We start from the raw sequence: 16,763 nt of genomic DNA on the forward strand, positions 1-16,763 counted from the left end.
CGCATCGGAGCTCATGTCCACGGCAGGCCTGCCGGCGGGGCGGAAAGCGAGGCTATGGGATCTTGAAAGAGGCCACGCACTTTGGAACAGTGCGTGCGCGCGATCAGTTCATCAAGCGCAGTGCAAGACGGCGCTCGCTTCGCGCCAGGACTAGGCGATGAACAGGCCTTTGTGCTGCTCCCGCAGCACGTTCTTCTGCACCTTGCCCATGGCGTTGCGCGGCAACTCGGGCACGACGAAACAACGCTTGGGTATCTTGTAGCCGGCCAGTTTGGTCTTGAGGGTGACGATCAGGTCCTCGGCAGACAGCGTCGCACCTGGCTTTGCCGTCACCACGGCAACGCCGACCTCCCCGAAATCCGGATGCGGCACGCCAACCACAGCGCTTTCCATCACGCCGGGCAGGTCGTTCAGATAACTCTCGACCTCGGCCGGGTAGACGTTGTAGCCGCCGCTGATGATCAGGTCCTTGGCACGGCCGACGATGGTGACGTAGCCCCGCTCATCCACCTTGCCCACGTCGCCGGTCTTGAACCACGACTTGCCCTGGGCATCCCGCGTGAACTCTTCCGCCGTCTTCTCGGGCATGCGCCAGTAGCCCTTGAACACACCCGGGCCACGCACCTGGATGCCACCGATCTCCCCGGCGGGCAGCGCCACGCCGTCGTCGCCGCACACGCGCAGCTCGACGCCCGGCAGGGGAAAGCCCACGGTGCCGCCGCGCCGTTCGCTCTGATTTTGATAGCGCGCGTCGGGGGAGTAGGGGTTGGAAGTCAGCATCACGGTCTCGCTCATGCCGTAGCGCTCCAGGATGGTGTGGCCCGTGCGCTCCTGCCAGTCCTTGAAGGTCTCGATCAACAGGGGCGCGGAACCGCTGACGAAGAGGCGCATGTTGCGCACCGCCTCCCGAGTCAAGGTGGGTTCTGCCAGCATGCGCACGTACAGCGTGGGCACGCCCATGAACACCGTGGCCTCGGGCAGACGGGCGATGATCTTCTTCGGGTCGAAGCGGCTGTACCACAGCATCTTGCTGCCGCTGAACAGCGCGCCATGCACGGCGACGAACAGGCCATGCACATGGAAGATGGGCAAGGCGTGGACGAGCACGTCGCCCTGGCCTTGCGGCCCTGCGGGAGTCCGCCAGCCCCAGTAGTCCTTCAGCACGCGGGCGTTGGACAGCAGGTTGCCGTGCGTGAGCATGGCGCCCTTGCTGCGGCCGGTGGTGCCGCTGGTGTAGAGGATGGCGGCCAAGTCGTCCTGGGTACGCGCCACCGGCCGATGCTGGTCGCTGTGGTGCACGGCGCGTTCCAGCAGGGAACCCGTGCGGTCCTCGCCCAGGGTGTAGACATGGGACACGCCGGCCTGGAAGGCCAGCTTGCTGACCCAGCCGAAATTGCCCGGCGTGCAAACCACCACGGCAGGTTCGGCGTTGCCGATGAAGTAGGCCATCTCGCCGCTCTGGTAGGCGGTGTTGAGCGGCAGGTAGACATGGCCCGCGCGCAGGGTGGCGAGGTACAGCGCCAGGGCTTCGACGGATTTCTCCACCTGCACGGCGATGCGCGAGCCAGGCGGCAATGTCAGCGAGGCCAGCAGATTGGCCAGCATGGCGCTGGCGCGGTCCAGGTCACGCCAGGAATAGACCAGGCCGCCATCGGTCTCGATGGCGGGGAGATCCAGGTCGGCGGGAAAGGCGGCGCGCAGCGCGCTGTAGAGGTTGGTGTCGAGGCTCATGGTCGGAAGGGGTCGGTGGGTCGGGAATCAGAAATCCGGCTTACGTTTCTCGGTGAAGGCGGCGATGCCCTCGCGGTGCTCCGCGCTGGCGGCATAAGCATAGGCACCCGCCACCAGGGTGGCGGCAGCTTGCCCCTGACCTAGCGCACGCAAGGTCTGCTTGTTCAAGCGCGCGGCCTGGGGTGCCAGATTGGCGATGCGCAAGGCGCTCTGCAGGGCGTGGTCCGCCAGGAATTCGTCCGCCAACACACGCTGCAGGAAACCGCGTGCTTTCATCTCTACGGCGTCGAGCACGGCGGCCTCGAGCAGCATTTCGCGCGCCGTGGCCTCGCCCGCAGCGCGGGCCACCAGGGCCGCCTCGCGCGGCGCCATCGGAAAACCCAGCTTGGCAATCGGCGCGCCGAAACGGGCCGACACCCCCGCCACGCGGATGTCGCAGGCGCTGGCGATTTCCACGCCGGCGCCCATGCAGTTGCCCTCGATCTGGGCGACCACCGGCAAGTCGCAGTCAAGCACGGCCCGCAGACCGCCCCAGACCTCGTCTTCGTGGAAGGCCGACAGGCTGGTTTCGTCGAAGCGGAATCCCGGGTACTCGGAGATGTCGCCTCCTGCGCAGAAATGGCCGCCCTCGCCCCGCAGAATCACGCAGCGCGGTGCGGTTTCCACGGCCTCGGCCTGCAAGCCCGTGAAAACCGCGCGCAGTTCACGCCACATCGCGCGCGACATGGCGTTGAACTTGCCGGGATGGTCCAGCGTGACCAGGGCGATGGCGCCCTGGCGCGTCAGGGAAACACGACCGCCCATTACTCCAGCTTGGCCCCCGACAGCTTGACCACCTGCGCCCAGCGCTTGACCTCGGCGTTCACGAACTGACCGAACTGCCGCTGCGTGAACGGGCTGAATTCCGCGCCTTGCTTGGCCCAGACCGCCTGCGCCTCGGGCGTGGCCCCCGCAGCGCGAATGGCCTCCACCGCGCGCGCCTGCGCCGCCGCAGGCATGCCCTTGCTTCCCCAGATGCCGTACCAGGTCTGCACCGTGTAGTCGGGCAAGCCCACCTCGGCCGCGCAAGGCACATCCGGGAAGGCCGCATTGCGCTTGGCGCCCGACACCATCAGGGCCTTGACGCGCCCGCTCTGGATGTGGGTGGCCGAGGAGCCCAGGCCGTCGAACATCATGTCCACGTTGCCCGCGATCAGGTCCTGCAAGGCGGGGCCGGCGCCACGGTAAGGAATGTGCGTGATGGCTGCGCCGGTCTGCTGCTTGAACAGCTCGCCCGCCAGGTGGTGCGAGGTGCCGCTGCCGGCCGAGGCGTAGTTGAACTTGTCAGGGCTCTTGAGCACGGTCGCCAGGAAGGACTTGAAGTCGTTCTCGGGCACCTTCTGCGGGTTGACCACCAGCACCTGGGGCACGGTGGCCACCAGCACCAGGGGCACGAAATCCTTCTCGATGTCGTAGTCCAGCTTGGGGTACATGGAAGGCGCGATGGCGTGGTGCACCGCGCCCATGAACAGGGTGTAGCCATCCGGCGCGGCCTTGGCCGCGATGCTGGCGCCCAGGGTGCCACCCGCGCCGCCCCGGTTGTCGATGATGAGCTGTTGGTTCGTGACCTTGCTGAAGGCCGCCGACAGGGGCCGCGCGAAGGCATCGGTGCCGCCGCCGGCGGGAAAGGGCACGACCATGGTGACCGGCTTGCTCGGCCAGTTCTTGGACTGGGCCTGACCCAGCAAGGGACTGGCGGCCAGGCCTACGGCGGCGTAACGCAGCACGCTGCGTCGGTTCAAACCCCGAAGGGTGTTGTTGTTCATGCTTGTCTCCTTTTGTTGAAATGAAGATCCACGCGGTGGATCACTGCACACGGAACTGCAGTTCGTCGATGGCCCCGGCCACGGCAACCTTGCCCTCGGCCAGTTGGGACCGGTTGCGATCGAGTCGCTTGAGATCGTACAAATAGTTGACCATGAGGCCGTAGGATTGCTGCAAGCCCTTGGCCGAGGGGTCCCCCATCCAGTTGAGTCGTTCGACGCGCGCGCCATTGCCCAGATGGAAACGTGCCACCGGGTCCACGGGCTTGCCATCGACAAGCTCGCGCCCCAGGTACTGGGCGGCGCACTGCAGCAGCCAGCGCCGCAGCGGCGAGCGCGCGTCCAGCGTCGCCACATGGTCCAGGGTCCGCAGCAGATGGGCCGCAGTTGGTGGCTCGAAACCGGCGGCGCGACCCAGCTCCGCCTGCTCCTTCTCGGGCGTGAGTGCAAGCAGGCGTTGGGCGTTCTGACCCAGCCATTTGCGCAATCCTGGTATCGGCGAGAGGGTTGAAAAATGCTTGAGGCGGGGGAACTCCGAACTCAAGGTCTCGACCACGCGCTTGATCAGCGAGTCGCCGAAGCTCACGCCGCGCAAGCCATTTTGCGTGTTGCTGATGGAATAGAAGATGGCCCAGGTCGCCTTGTCCAGGTCTGCGGCGGCGGCCTTTTCATCGAGCAGAGGCGTGATGCTCTCGGCCATGTGGTCAATCAGCGCGACCTCGACGAAGATCAGCGGTTCATCGGGCAGGCGCGGGTGGAAGAAGCCGTAGCAGCGGCGGTCTGAATCGAGCCGGTTCTTCACGTCGTCCCAGCTGCGGATGTCGTGCACGGCCTCGTACTTGATCAGCTTTTCCACCAGTGAAGCCGGGGAATCCCAACTGATGCGGCGCAGCTCCAGAAAGCCCACGTCGAACCAGGTGGAGAACATGTACTCCATCTCCACGTCCAGGGCTTCCAGCCGCTTGTCCTGCTTCAGATGCGGCTGCATCTCGGCGCGCAGGTCCACCAGAAACCGGATGCCTTCGGGCAGCACGCTGAAGCGCTGCAGCAGGCGGCGGCGCGGCGACACCGTGGCGCGCCGGTACTGAACCTCGGCGGCGGCCTCGTCGGGCGTGCCCACGGCGGCGGCGAACTTGGCCTGCGCCGACTTGACCTTCTCGGGATCGGCCGTGAACATCTCGCTCATCAGCAGCCACATGTCGCGCCTGCGCTCGACCGTCGCCCGCGTGTAACGCTGGATCAGCACCTGGGCCCGGCGCCCACCCTCGACCTCGCTGATCTGCGGGTCGATGGTGGCCCGCAACTCCTCCAGCGTGAGGCGCAGCATGCGCGGCGACATGGCCTCGGTTTTGTGACGCAGGCTGGCCGCAAGGCGCTCGCGCGTGGACCGTTCAGTCTGCGTTGTCTCCGCCCGGGCCGGACCACCCCCGGTGCGCATGGCCACTGCCCCGGCCTGACCCGAGGGCAAGCGCTCCTGGCGCGCCACCGGCAGCAGGCGTGTCACCTGACGGCTGATCCAGCTGGTCGTGTTCATGCCAGTTTCCGGTTCTGTTGACGGGCGAGCTCGCGCAGCGCCTCGCGCTGGCGCGTCAGATGGGTGCGCATGGCCGCGTCGGCGCCTTCGGCATCGCGCGCCTTGAGCGCGGCGAACACGGCCAGGTGTTCGCTCAGGCTCTGCTCCAGTCGGCCCGGGGCGTGCAACTGCTGCAAGCGCGCGAGCTTGAGAATCTTGCGCAGGCCAGCGATGACCTGGGCCAGCCAGCGGTTGTCGGCCAGGGTGATGATGGCCTCGTGGATGGCGTAATTGGCGTCGTAGTAGTCGACGATGCGCTTGTCGCGCGCGGCTTTGCGCAGCTTGTCGTGCAGGCCCTCCAGGGCCATCAGGTCGGCGTCGCTCGCACGCAGCGCGGCTTCATGCGCGCAACGGCCTTCCAGCAGGGCGATGACGGGAAAGATTTCGTCGAGGTCGCGTTCGGTGACTTCGTTGACGAAACAACCGCGGCGCGGCTCGTGCCGCACCAGCCCTTCGGCTGTCAGGACCTTCAGCGCCTCGCGCAGCGGCGTGCGTGAAATCTCCAGCCGCTCGCACAACGCCACCTCGTCCACGAAGCTGCCCGGCGCCAGCGTGCCGGCAAAGATCTCCTGGCGCAGGGTGTCAGCAACCTGCACGTGCAAGGAGTTGTGGACAACGCGCATGAGGGTATCGGTCGGAGCGGACAGGTTGAGCAAGGTGTTGTCAGACGCTGGTGAGGGTCGCCCACCCGAAGCGGAAGTGGCTGACAGTCACCGAGCTGTAATTTCCGATAATTATGGGTAATTATGAATCGGTGCGAACCCTGAGCCCGGTCCGCACCGGGACTGGCTCATCCCGGGATGTTCAACGCCCCTGAACTGGCTGACGCCCAGCCCAGACCCACAAGGCCAAGCCACCGATGATCATGGGCAGGCAAAGCCACTGGCCCATGCTCATGCCCAGAGCCAGCAGACCCAGGAAATCGTCGGGCTCACGGAAATACTCCGCGACAAAGCGCAAGACGCCGTAGCCGAACAGGAAGGCCCCACTCACCTGCCCGGTCTTGCGCGGTCCGCGCGCGTAGAGCCAGAGCAGCACGAACAGCAGCAGGCCTTCGAGCAGGAACTGGTACAGCTGCGAAGGATGGCGTGGCAGCAAAGTGCCGCTCTGCTGAAACACCATGGCCCAAGGCAGTTCAGCGCTGGCCGCGCGCCCCCACAACTCGCCGTTGATGAAGTTGCCCATGCGTCCCGCCGCCAGGCCGGTGGGCACGCAGGGGGCGATCAGGTCCATCACCTGCAGCCAGGGGCGTTGGCGCGAGCGCGCGAACCAGACCATGGCCAGCAGCACGCCGATCAGGCCGCCGTGGAAGCTCATACCGCCTTCCCAGACGGCGAAGATTTCCAGCGGATGCGCCAGGTAATACGCCGGTTTGTAGAACAGGCAATAACCCAGCCGGCCGCCCAGGATGACACCGAGCACGCCGTAAAACAGGATGTCCTCGACATCACGCGGCGCCCAAGCCCCGCCCGTCTTGTTCCCGGCTTTTGCGCCGGTCTTGCCACCAGCCACCGCGTAGGTGGGGTGCCGCAGCCGCAGGCGCGCCAGCGCGTAGAAGAGGCCAAAGGCCACGAGGTACATGAGGCCGTACCAATGCACGGCCAGGGGGCCGATCTGCACGGCGATGGGATCGATTTGGGGTGCGAGCAACATGGCGGCTATTGTCGGCGGATTTCAGCCGCGAACCGGATCGACGCGATTTCCGCTACCGAGGCCCCGGAAAAACAAGCCTGGGCGGGCGGCAGTTAACATGCGGCCCTGTTTGCCGCCAGGGATTTCCGCCTCATGTTCGTTCTCGACTTCGCCCACAAGGTCGTCAAGCTGCTGCACAGCGAGGAGCGACCGATGCAGATCGGTTTCGGCTTCGCGCTGGGCAGCATCATCGCGCTGACACCCCTCAGCAGCCCGCACAACCTGCTGGTGTTCCTGCTGCTCTGCGTCATCAACGTCAGCTTCTCAGCCGGTTTGCTGGGCATGGTGCTCATGGCCCCGCTGGGCTACCTGCTCGACGGTGCCTTCGACCGCCTGGGCCATCTGCTGCTGATCGACCTGGACGGACTCACCGCCTTCTGGACCGCGTTCTTCAACGCGCCTTTTGTGGTGTTCACGCGATTGAACAACACCGTGGTGCTGGGTTCACTGGTGACCGCCCTGGTCCTGCTCGTGCCCATCGCCCTGCTGGTCGCCTTCGTGGTGCGACGGTACCGGGCTTCCTGGCAGGGCCGCATCTTGCGTTCCCGCTTCTACCAGTGGTTCTCGATGACACGCTTTTACGTCTGGGGTGCCAAGGCCTACGGCTTCGTGTACGGAGGCAGCCGATGACCTCTTCCACCCCGACGCCGCCGACCGCCAGCGCCCCGGCAGCCACGCCGAAAAAAGTTCGCTTCTTCCGCTTCTCCGCGCTGCTGCCATTTGCACTGATCACCGCGCTGATCGTCGCGGGCTACCTGATCTTCTTCGACCGCCTCGTCAAGCGCGGCCTGGAAGCCACCTTCACCGCCATGAACGGCGCCCGGGTCGAGATCGGCAGTTTCGACTTCAGCCTGCTCGACACCTCGGTCCAGACGCGCGGCATCCAATGGACGGACGCCGACGCGCCGATGAAGAACCTCTTCGAGATCGGCGCCACGGACTTCACGCTCCAGTCCAGCCCCTGGTCCGTCGGCAAGTTCGTGGTCACGCGCATGGCGGTCGAGGATCTGCGTTTCGACACCGAGCGCACAACGTCCGGCGCCCTGCCCCGCGAGAAGAACACCTCGGCCACCGGCCCGTCGACCGATGCGGGCGCGTCCGGCAACATGGCCGCGTCCATCGAGGCCTTCGCCAAGGGCATCGACTACCAGGCCATCGCCGGCAAGATCGGTCAACCCGAGGACATTCCGGCCGTGCGTCTGGGCAAGGAACTGGAGGACAAGGTCCAGGCACGCTCCGACCTTTGGAAGGAGCGCCTGCCTGGGCTGACCGACCTGAGCGATCTGCAGGCGACGTCGGACGAAATCCAGGCCATCTCGAGGCGCAAGTACAAGCTGCCCGAGGATCTGCCGCAGCTGCGCAAGGATCTGGACACCTTGAAGGACGCGAAGCAGCGGTTGCACGCCAAACAGGACGCCTTGAAGCAGGCCCGACAAGGCCTGCAGACCGACATGAACGAACTGCAGGCCGGCTACGCGCAGGTCAACGCGCTGCGCGAGGCCAAGCTGAAGGATCTGCTGATCGACCCGCAAGGTGACCTGTTCAGCGCCAGCAACATCCTGTCGGCCCTGCTCGGCGCTTCGCTGGTGGACAGCGCGCGCAAGTACCTGGGGTATTACGACAAGTTCAAGGGTTACCTCCCCGAGCAAAAGCAGACCGCCGAGGCCAAGGTCGTGCAGCAGGAGCGCGCCCGTGGCACCACGGTGGACTTCGTGCGCGCGGGCGCCCTGCCTTCGGTGTACATCGGTCAGATCGATGTGTCGGGACGTTACGAGACGGCCGTGTTGTCGGGCACCGTGCGCAATGCCAGTTCCGACCTGACGTACCAGCCCCTGCTGCTCAACGTGGATTTCCGCGACGCACAAAACAACGCGAACCTTGCCACCCTGAGCGGTTCCATGTCGGGCACCAAGCAAGGACTGAACTCCAACATCCAGCTGAGCCTGCGGCAGTCACCACTGCAGCGCTTGACCAGCGGCGTGGACAACAAGTACCTCGCGGGCATGGACGGCAAGGCCGACATCCGCGCCGTGCTGAACGACACCCCTGAAAGTCTCTCGCTGGCCCTGCGCATCGAAGGGCGTGACGTGGGCCTGAAGCTGAAACCGGACAGCATGGGCAAGGACATGGAACGTCTGCTGAGCGCGGTGCTGACACGCATCGATCTGCTGACCGTGGACCTGGCCTACGTCAGGACCACGGGCCCGGACGGGAAACTGCGAACCACCACCCGCCTGCGCAGCAATCTGGAGCCCCTCCTGAACGCACGACTGCGCGCCTACGTGGACGCCGAAGTCGCGAAGTTCAACCGCGAACTGCGCACCCGCTTTGACGCCGAGGTCGACCAGGCCCTCGCGCCCCTGAAACAGAAACTCGACGGCTTCGACCAGAGTGGCACCCTTTCCGCCGCGCTCGGCGACGCCGACAAGCTGGACGCGGCCCGTGCCAAGCTGGAACAAGACCTGGAGCAGAAGATCAAGGCCGAAGAAAATCGGCTCAAATCAAAAGCCAACGACAGGCTGGACAAGCAAAAGGAGAAGCTTGAAAACAAGCTGAAGAGTCTGCGTTGAAGTACTTGGCATCCCCATGAAAAAGCGGGCGACCTGTATGGGCCGCCCGCTTTCCTGCAACGGTTCTTCTGGCTGTAGCGCTGGTGTCCCGCTGCCGGATCAATCCCCCAGCAGGGACAGATCCCGTACCGCGCCCTTGTCCGCCGACATGGCCAGCAGCGCATAGGCCTTGAGCGCGGCCGAGACCTTGCGCGGACGGGGCTTGGCGGGCTTCCAGCCTTTCTGGTCCTGCTCGGCGCGGCGCTTGGCCAGCTCCTCGTCGCTGACCAGCACGTTGATGCCGCGGTTGGGGATGTCGATGCGGATGCGGTCGCCGTTCTTCACCAGGCCGATCGCGCCACCCGCCGCCGCCTCGGGCGAGCAGTGGCCGATGGACAGGCCGGACGTACCGCCGGAGAAACGACCATCGGTCAGCAGGGCGCAGGCCTTGCCCAGGCCCTTGGACTTGATGTAGCTGGTGGGGTAGAGCATTTCCTGCATGCCGGGGCCGCCCTTGGGGCCTTCGTAGCGCACCACGACCACATCACCGGCCTTGACCTGGTCACCCAGGATGTGTTCCACGGCCTCGTCCTGCGACTCGACCACATGCGCCGGGCCTTCGAAGACCAGCAGGCTGTCGTCCACGCCCGCCGTCTTCACCACACAACCATTGAGCGCGATGTTGCCGAACAACACGGCCAGACCACCTTCCTTGGAGAAGGCATGGTCGTAGGCGCGGATGCAGCCTTCGGCGCGGTCTGTGTCCAGACTGGGCCAGCGCGTGGACTGACTGAAGGCCACCTGGGTCGGGATGCCCGCAGGCCCGGCCATGTAGAAGGTCTTGACGGCTTCGGAGGGCTTGCGCGCGATGTCCCATTCGTCGAGCGCATGCTTGAGGGTCTTGCTGTGCACGGTCGGCACATCGGTGTGCAGCTTGCCCGCGCGGTCCAGCTCACCCAGGATGGCCATGATGCCGCCCGCGCGGTGCACGTCCTCGATGTGGTACTTGTTGGTGTTGGGCGCGACCTTGCAGAGCTGGGGCACCGTGCGCGAGAGGCGGTCGATGTCGTCCATCGTGAAATCGATCTCGGCCTCCTGGGCCACGGCCAGCAGGTGCAGGATGGTGTTGGTGGAACCGCCCATGGCGATGTCCAGCGTGATCGCGTTCTCGAAGGCCTTGAAGCCCATGGAACGCGGCAGCACCGTGGCATCGTCCTGCTCGTAATAACGCTTGCAGAGTTCCACCACCAGATGGCCGGCGCGCTTGAACAGCTGTTCGCGGTCGGCGTGCGTGGCCACCACGGTGCCGTTGCCCGGCAGGGACAGGCCCAGGGCCTCGGTCAGGCAGTTCATGGAGTTGGCCGTGAACATGCCCGAGCAGGAACCGCAGGTCGGGCAAGCGGAGCGCTCGACCTCAGCCAGATCGGCGTCGCTGACCTTGTCATCGGCGGCCATGACCATGGCGTCGATCAGGTCCAGCTTCTTGATCTGGATGGTCTGCGTGCCCGGTGTGGCGCCCGGCACGGCCAGGCGCACCTTGCCCGCTTCCATCGGTCCGCCGGAAACAAACACCACGGGAATGTTCAGCCGCATGGCGGCCATCAGCATACCGGGCGTGATCTTGTCGCAGTTGGAGATGCAGACCATGGCATCCGCGCAGTGCGCATTGACCATGTACTCCACCGAGTCCGCGATGATGTCGCGGCTGGGCAGCGAGTAAAGCATGCCATCGTGGCCCATGGCGATGCCGTCATCGACCGCGATGGTGTTGAATTCCTTGGCCACGCCGCCGGCGGCCTCAATCTCGCGCGCCACCAGTTGGCCCAGGTCCTTCAGGTGGACGTGGCCGGGCACGAACTGCGTGAAGCTGTTGACGACGGCGATGATGGGTTTGCTGAAGTCGCCATCCTTCATGCCGGTGGCGCGCCAGAGCGAACGGGCTCCGGCCATGTTGCGGCCGGCGGTGGAAGTGAGTGAACGGTAGGCAGGCATAGGAGTCTCGAAACGAAGCGGAAAAGGGAAAACCCGGCGGGGTCAATCAAGAAACTCGGCCCACATCTTGTGGTGTGAGGCCTTGCTGGATTCGGGCGACGCTTTTGACGGAATAGAGCCCTACAATTCTTGCATCCATTATCCTCTCAACCCCATACACGCCTTCCCGAGGAGTTCCATGAAAACCACTTCGCGCGCCGTCCTTTCCGCCCTGTTCACCAGCGCCGCACTCGCGTCCTTCAGCACCTCCGCCCTGGCGGACCAGGCCCTGGCCCAGGCCAAGAACTGCATGGCCTGCCATCAAGTGGCCGTGAAGGTGGTCGGCCCGTCCTACAAGGACGTGGCCAAGAAATACGCGAACGACAAGAACGCCTTGGCCATGCTGACCACCAAGATCATGAAGGGGGGTTCTGGCGTCTGGGGTCAGATCCCCATGCCGGCCAACCCGCAGGTCAGCGAAGCCGAGGCAAAGAAGCTGGCGGCCTGGGTGTTGAGCCAGAAGTAAAAACGGCTGGCTCGCCTCCTCATTTCCATCCAAGAAAACGCGCCCGTGCAGGGCGCGTTTTTCATTTCCCGTTCAAAAGGGGCTGAGTCGCCAGCCCGTCTCCATGGCTTCCAGCCGGTCAGTCAGTTCCAGGCGCCGCAGGAAGGCCTCATCATGCGACACCACGAGCAGCGCGCCGGTGTAGCCACGCAGCAGGGTTTCCAGGGCTTCCAGCGAGGGCAGGTCCAAATGGTTACTTGGTTCGTCGAGCAAAAGCAGTTGCGCGGGCGGGTTGGCGTAAAGCGCTAGGGCCAGAGCCGCCTTCAGGCGCTCGCCGCCGCTCAACTGCCCGCTGGGCAGTGCCAACCTGTGCGCGTCCAGCCCGAGTTGGGCCAGCTTCATGCGCCAGGCGCTTTCGCCGGCGGCGGGGTCCGTTTCCAGTGCCTGATCTATGACGGTGAGTCGAAGCGACAGACCGGTCACATGCTGGTCGAGGTACGCGGCCGGCACCGACACAATGCAGCGCCCCGCGAGTGGCGCTTGCGCGCCGGACAGCACCTTGAGCAGCGTGGACTTGCCGCAGCCATTTGGCCCTATCACACCGACGCGCTGCTGGCCATGCAGGGCGAGGTCTACCGTTCGCGTGGCGGCGGACGCAGGCAGCAAGGGCAGCACGACCTCCTCCAACAAGGCCACGCGGCGCCCAGCCGCGGCCCGCGCCGGCGCCATGTGCAGGGTGATGCGTGTTTCGTCGGCGAGCTGCCGCGCCGCATCACGCACGCCCTCGTCCAGCCGCTCGCGCAGCGCCTCCCGCCGCCGCAGCGCCTGGCCAGCGGAGGCCTCGCTGCGTTCCTTCTGACGTCCCAGCAGAATCTTCGCCTGGTTGGCTTCACGCCCGCGCTGTCGGCCCTGAGCCTGCCGCCGTTGCAATTGATCGTGCTGCTCACGCAAGGCGCGTTGTTCGCGTTGGCGCTCCTGCTTACGCTGGTCCAGCAACTGCAGCGCGGTGGCCTGCTCGTCGGTCTTGCGCTCGGCGTAGAAACTGTAGGCCCCGCCGTAGCTGCGCAGCCCCTGGGCGGAAAGTTCCACGATGCAGTCCATCGCCTCCAGCAACTCACGGTCATGGCTGATGACGATCAAGCCCCGTGGCCAGCGACGCAGCTGCTCGATCAAGGCCAGGCGATGGGGCCGATCCAGGTGGTTGCTGGGTTCGTCCAACAGGAGGAGTTCGGCATCGGACAGCATGGCCCCGGCCAATGCCGCCCGCATGACCTCGCCACCGCTCAGCTGCCGCGCGGGCGCGTCCGCGCGCAGATGGCCCAAGCCCGCGCGCTCCAGCTCGGCCTGCAGGCGTTGCCGGATGTCCCAGCGATCCGCCAGCCTCTCGAAATCCTCCGGGGCCACACTGCCCGCTTCGATGCGCAGCAGGGCATCCAGCGCCGGGCGTAGGCCCACCAGATCGGCGACCGTCGCGCCATCCGCGGGCGTGACCTGCTGCGCCAGGTAATGCACCCGACGGTGGCGCACGCAGCGCCCCGAGGAAGGCGCGATCTCGCCGGCCAGCATGCGCGCCAGCATCGTCTTGCCCACGCCATTGCGCCCCACCAGACCGGTGTGACGCAGGTCGAAGCTGTAATGGAGATTGGAAAAAAGTGCGCGCCCGTCGGGCAGAACGCAGGAGACGCCTTCCAGCGTCAAGAGGGTATTCGTCATGACTCATGTGCAAGGAAACCATTCACGCCCCGGCGCCAGGCGCGGGGACCGAAGAGTCAGGCCGTCTGGGAGACGGCGGCATCCATGTCACATGAATCGAATACCTCGTGGTGCAATGAGCAGGCGGCAAGTATGCCGCAAAGACATCGTGGGGCCCCGCAAGGCCCCAGCGACTCCAGCAGTTACCCACCCATCAAAAAGCGCGCGGGCCAGATCACCGTCTGCGGGAAGAGTGTCATGATCAGCAACACGGCGAACTCGGCCCACATGAAGGGCAGGACGCCCCTGAAGATCTGGTCCATCTTCATGCGCCCCACGCCCGCCACCACGTTCAGCACCGTGCCCACCGGGGGCGTGATCAGGCCGATGGAGTTGTTGATGATGAAGAGCACGCCGAAGTAGATCGGGTCGATGCCGGCGGCCTTGATCACGGGCATCAGCACCGGCGTCATGATCAGGATGGTGGGCGTCATGTCCATGGCCGTGCCCACGGCCATCACCAGCACCATGATGGCCAGCAGCAGCAACGTCTGGTTGTCCATCAGGGGTTCGAGCAGGGCCACCAGTTGCTGGGGAATGTTGGCCACGGTGATCAGCCAGGACGACACCATGGCGGCCGCCACCAGGAACATCACCACCGCCGAGGTCTTGGCGGCGTTGACGAAGACCGGCACCAGGTCCTTGAGCGAGAGCTCGCGGTACACCACGGTGGCGACGAAGAGCGCGTAGACGGCAGCGACCACAGCCGATTCGGTGGGCGTGAACACACCCATGCGCAGGCCAACAATGATGATCAGCGGCAGCATCAAGGCCCAGGCCGCTTCACGCGCCGCCTTCCAGACTTCGCCTGGCATTTTTTTCGGCGGCGGTTGCAGCGTTCCGTTGCGGCAAAGCAGCCACCAGGTGATAGCGAGGCCGAGGCCGATCATGATGCCGGGGAAGATGCCGGCGATGAAGAGCTTGCCGATGGACAGGTTGGCGGACACCCCGAAGATCACGAAGGCAATGCTGGGCGGGATGATGGGACCGATCACGGCGGTGGCCGAAATCAGGCCGCCCGCCGACTGCTTGGAATGCCCGGCCGCCGTCATCATCGGCAGCAGCAAGGCTGTGAGCGCCGCCGCATCGGCGACGGCCGAACCCGACAGGGACGACAGCAAACAGCCCGCGAGGATGGTCACGTAACCCAGACCGCCGCGCACATGGCCTACCAGGGCCATGGCCAGATTCACGATGCGTCGCGACAGGCCGCCCGTGTTCATGATCTCACCGGCCAGCATGAAAAAAGGCACGGCCAGCAGCGGAAAACTGTCGGCGCCATTGATGAAGTTCTGCGCCAGGATCTGGGCTTCGAACAGATCGAGATGCCACATCAGGGCGACACCGCTGGCCAGCAGGGCGAAGGCAATGGGCATGCCCAGGGCCATCGCGCCGATCAGGCTACCGAGAAAAATGAAAATCGTCATGGTGCTTCAAGCCTTCTTCACGCCCACGGACGCGATCGATTCCTCGGACTCCGTGCTCATGACCAGTGCCTGCCCCTTGGCGCCGCCGGACAGAACCCGGAACAGGCGCAGGACAAGCAAGACACCGGCGCCGACCGAGAACACCACGCCCGAGGCATAGAACACTGCCATCGTCAAACCGGTGACGGGGGCCGTCGTATCGGCGTTGAGCAGGGTCTGCTGCCAACTGCCCTTGAGGCACAACCAAGTCAGGTAAATCATGATCAGGTGCGCCAACACGTAGCAAACCTTCTTGCCACCCATCGACAGGCGTGACACCAGCATGTCGGTACCGAGGTGGGCGTTCTCGTGGATGGCGGCGATGCCGCCCAGGAAGGTGATCCAGACGAAAAGCCAACGCGACATTTCCTCGCTGATGGCGATGCCCGAGTTGAAGACGTAGCGCAGCACCACGTTGCCGAAAACCAGCACCACCATGATGGCCAGGGCCAGGGCGATGGTGAGGTTCAGGAAGCGGCAAATCCTGTCCAGAATGGCGTCCAGCATGAGCGCCTCCCTAGAGCGTGGCATCTTGCAACAGACCGCGCCGGGCCAGGTTGCCGATCAGGGCACGCAGGCCGAAGCGCCAGGGTGGCGCGGCCTCGCAATGCGTGACGCGATTGACCAGGGCGCCGAGCCGGGGGCTGCGGATCGTCACCAGATCGCCCAGCTTGTGGGTGAACCCACCGCCCGGACGATCACGGTCCTCGATGGGCGCGAACAGCGTGCCGAGGAAGAGCACGAAACCATCGGGGTATTGATGCATGGCCACGGTCTGCGCGACGATGTCGGCCGGGTCGCGGCTGATGCGGCTCATGAGATTGATGCCACGCAGCTCGAAGTTGTCCTCGCCGATCACATGCAGGTGCACGGTTTCCTGGCGCACGTCATCCAGCGTGTAGCCCGCGTCGAACAGGCGGATGAAGGGGCCGATGGCGCAGGACGCGTTGTTGTCCTTGGACTTGCCCAGCAGCAGCGCGCTGCGGCCTTCGATGTCGCGCAAGTTGACGTCATTGCCCAGGGTCGCGCCCACGATGCTGTTGCGGCTGTTGACCGCCAGCACGACCTCGGGCTCGGGGTTGTTCCAGGAGGAATCGGAGCGGATGCCGATGTCGTCGCCGCAACCCACCGAGGCCATGGCCTGGGTCTTGGTGAAGACCTCCACGTCCGGGCCGATGCCCACCTCCAGGTACTGTGACCACAGGCCCTTTTTCTGCAGCAGCGCCTTGAGTTCCATGGCCTCGGGCGAGCCGGGCTTGATCTCCGAGAGATCGCCACCGATCAGCGAGACCACCTGGGTACGCAGCTCATTGGCCAGGCTGGCGTCACCGCGCGCCTGTTCCTCGATCACGCGCTCGATCAGGCTGGACGCGAAGGTCACGCCGCTGGCCTTGACGGCCTGCAGATCACAGGGCGCCAGCAGCCAGGGGCGACGCACATCGCGCGTGCCCGGCAGGCTGTTGGCCAGCAGCTCGTCCACGCTGCACAGGCGCTGTCCGGGCGTGCCACGCACGGCCCGGGCCGGCTGGTCCGCGTCCAGCAGCGTGCTCATGGTGGGATAGACGCGGCTCAGATCAAACACGCCCTCAGGCCGGAGCGCCACGACGGCAGGCCCGGCGTGGTCGCCGGGCACCCACACCCGCCCCACCAGGGTGCCGGCCAGGCCGTCCTCGGGCAGGATGGACGCGGGTTTGGGTAATTTGGAAGTCGAAGTCATGTGTG

The 16,763-nt window shown here is 65.4% G+C and carries 14 protein-coding genes; 3 read left to right on the forward strand and 11 right to left on the reverse strand.

The genetic code is table 11. The features are described 5' to 3' along the window. Positions 1-150: 150 nt before the first annotated feature. The 6 genes from AZ34_RS13020 to lgt form a co-directional block, all read right to left on the reverse strand. Positions 151-1,731, reverse strand: a complete 1,581-nt coding sequence (locus AZ34_RS13020; protein ID WP_035608729.1) for a malonate--CoA ligase — start codon at positions 1,729-1,731, stop codon at positions 151-153. Between the two features lie 27 nt (positions 1,732-1,758). Further along, positions 1,759-2,535, reverse strand: a complete 777-nt coding sequence (locus AZ34_RS13025) for an enoyl-CoA hydratase/isomerase family protein (protein WP_035608731.1) — start codon at positions 2,533-2,535, stop codon at positions 1,759-1,761. Next, entirely contained in the window at positions 2,535-3,536 is a 1,002-nt protein-coding gene (locus AZ34_RS13030; RefSeq protein WP_035608734.1) for a Bug family tripartite tricarboxylate transporter substrate binding protein, read from the reverse strand. Before AZ34_RS13030 ends, AZ34_RS13025 begins: the two co-directional genes overlap by 1 nt. Positions 3,537-3,576: 40 nt before the next feature. Continuing rightward, positions 3,577-5,067, reverse strand: a complete 1,491-nt coding sequence (locus tag AZ34_RS13035; RefSeq protein WP_035608737.1) for a malonyl-CoA decarboxylase — start codon at positions 5,065-5,067, stop codon at positions 3,577-3,579. Beyond that, positions 5,064-5,729 (reverse strand): GntR family transcriptional regulator, encoded by a 666-nt coding sequence (locus AZ34_RS13040; RefSeq protein WP_035611716.1) that lies wholly within the window; start codon positions 5,727-5,729, stop codon positions 5,064-5,066. Before AZ34_RS13040 ends, AZ34_RS13035 begins: the two co-directional genes overlap by 4 nt. Before the next feature lie 181 nt (positions 5,730-5,910). After that, positions 5,911-6,759, reverse strand: coding sequence for a prolipoprotein diacylglyceryl transferase (lgt, locus tag AZ34_RS13045; protein WP_035608739.1), 849 nt, complete (start codon positions 6,757-6,759; stop codon positions 5,911-5,913). A gap of 132 nt (positions 6,760-6,891) precedes the next feature. On the opposite strand from lgt, the gene AZ34_RS13050 reads away from it, so the two are divergent. Next, the gene (locus AZ34_RS13050) at positions 6,892-7,428 is read left to right on the forward strand and encodes a TIGR03546 family protein (RefSeq protein WP_051509810.1); all 537 of its coding nucleotides are present in this window, start codon (positions 6,892-6,894) and stop codon (positions 7,426-7,428) included. After that, positions 7,425-9,368, forward strand: a complete 1,944-nt coding sequence (locus tag AZ34_RS13055; protein WP_035608740.1) for a TIGR03545 family protein — start codon at positions 7,425-7,427, stop codon at positions 9,366-9,368. Before AZ34_RS13050 ends, AZ34_RS13055 begins: the two co-directional genes overlap by 4 nt. 99 nt (positions 9,369-9,467) lie before the next feature. Here AZ34_RS13055 and ilvD read toward each other — a convergent pair whose 3' ends face one another. Then, positions 9,468-11,339 (reverse strand): dihydroxy-acid dehydratase, encoded by a 1,872-nt coding sequence (ilvD, locus tag AZ34_RS13060; RefSeq protein ID WP_035608742.1) that lies wholly within the window; start codon positions 11,337-11,339, stop codon positions 9,468-9,470. A 178-nt stretch (positions 11,340-11,517) separates the two neighbouring features. On the opposite strand from ilvD, the gene AZ34_RS13065 reads away from it, so the two are divergent. Next, positions 11,518-11,844, forward strand: coding sequence for a c-type cytochrome (locus tag AZ34_RS13065; protein WP_035608744.1), 327 nt, complete (start codon positions 11,518-11,520; stop codon positions 11,842-11,844). 72 nt (positions 11,845-11,916) lie between these two features. On the opposite strand, the gene AZ34_RS13070 is transcribed toward AZ34_RS13065, so the two are convergent. The 4 genes from AZ34_RS13070 to AZ34_RS13085 all read right to left on the reverse strand — a co-directional run bounded on the left by AZ34_RS13070 (position 11,917) and on the right by AZ34_RS13085 (position 16,758). Continuing rightward, on the reverse strand, positions 11,917-13,536 hold the full coding sequence (locus AZ34_RS13070) for an ATP-binding cassette domain-containing protein (protein ID WP_035608747.1): 1,620 nt from the start codon (positions 13,534-13,536) through the stop codon (positions 11,917-11,919). 182 nt (positions 13,537-13,718) lie between these two features. Continuing rightward, on the reverse strand, positions 13,719-15,002 hold the full coding sequence (locus tag AZ34_RS13075; protein WP_035608750.1) for a TRAP transporter large permease: 1,284 nt from the start codon (positions 15,000-15,002) through the stop codon (positions 13,719-13,721). Between the two features lie 6 nt (positions 15,003-15,008). Continuing rightward, positions 15,009-15,548 (reverse strand): TRAP transporter small permease, encoded by a 540-nt coding sequence (locus AZ34_RS13080; protein ID WP_035608753.1) that lies wholly within the window; start codon positions 15,546-15,548, stop codon positions 15,009-15,011. A 10-nt stretch (positions 15,549-15,558) separates the two neighbouring features. After that, entirely contained in the window at positions 15,559-16,758 is a 1,200-nt protein-coding gene (locus tag AZ34_RS13085) for a fumarylacetoacetate hydrolase family protein (protein WP_051509812.1), read from the reverse strand. Positions 16,759-16,763 lie beyond the last annotated feature (5 nt).

Origin of the sequence: Hylemonella gracilis str. Niagara R, assembly GCF_000600295.1 — a bacterium.
GTDB classification, from domain to species: Bacteria; Pseudomonadota; Gammaproteobacteria; order Burkholderiales; family Burkholderiaceae_C; genus Hylemonella; species Hylemonella gracilis_A.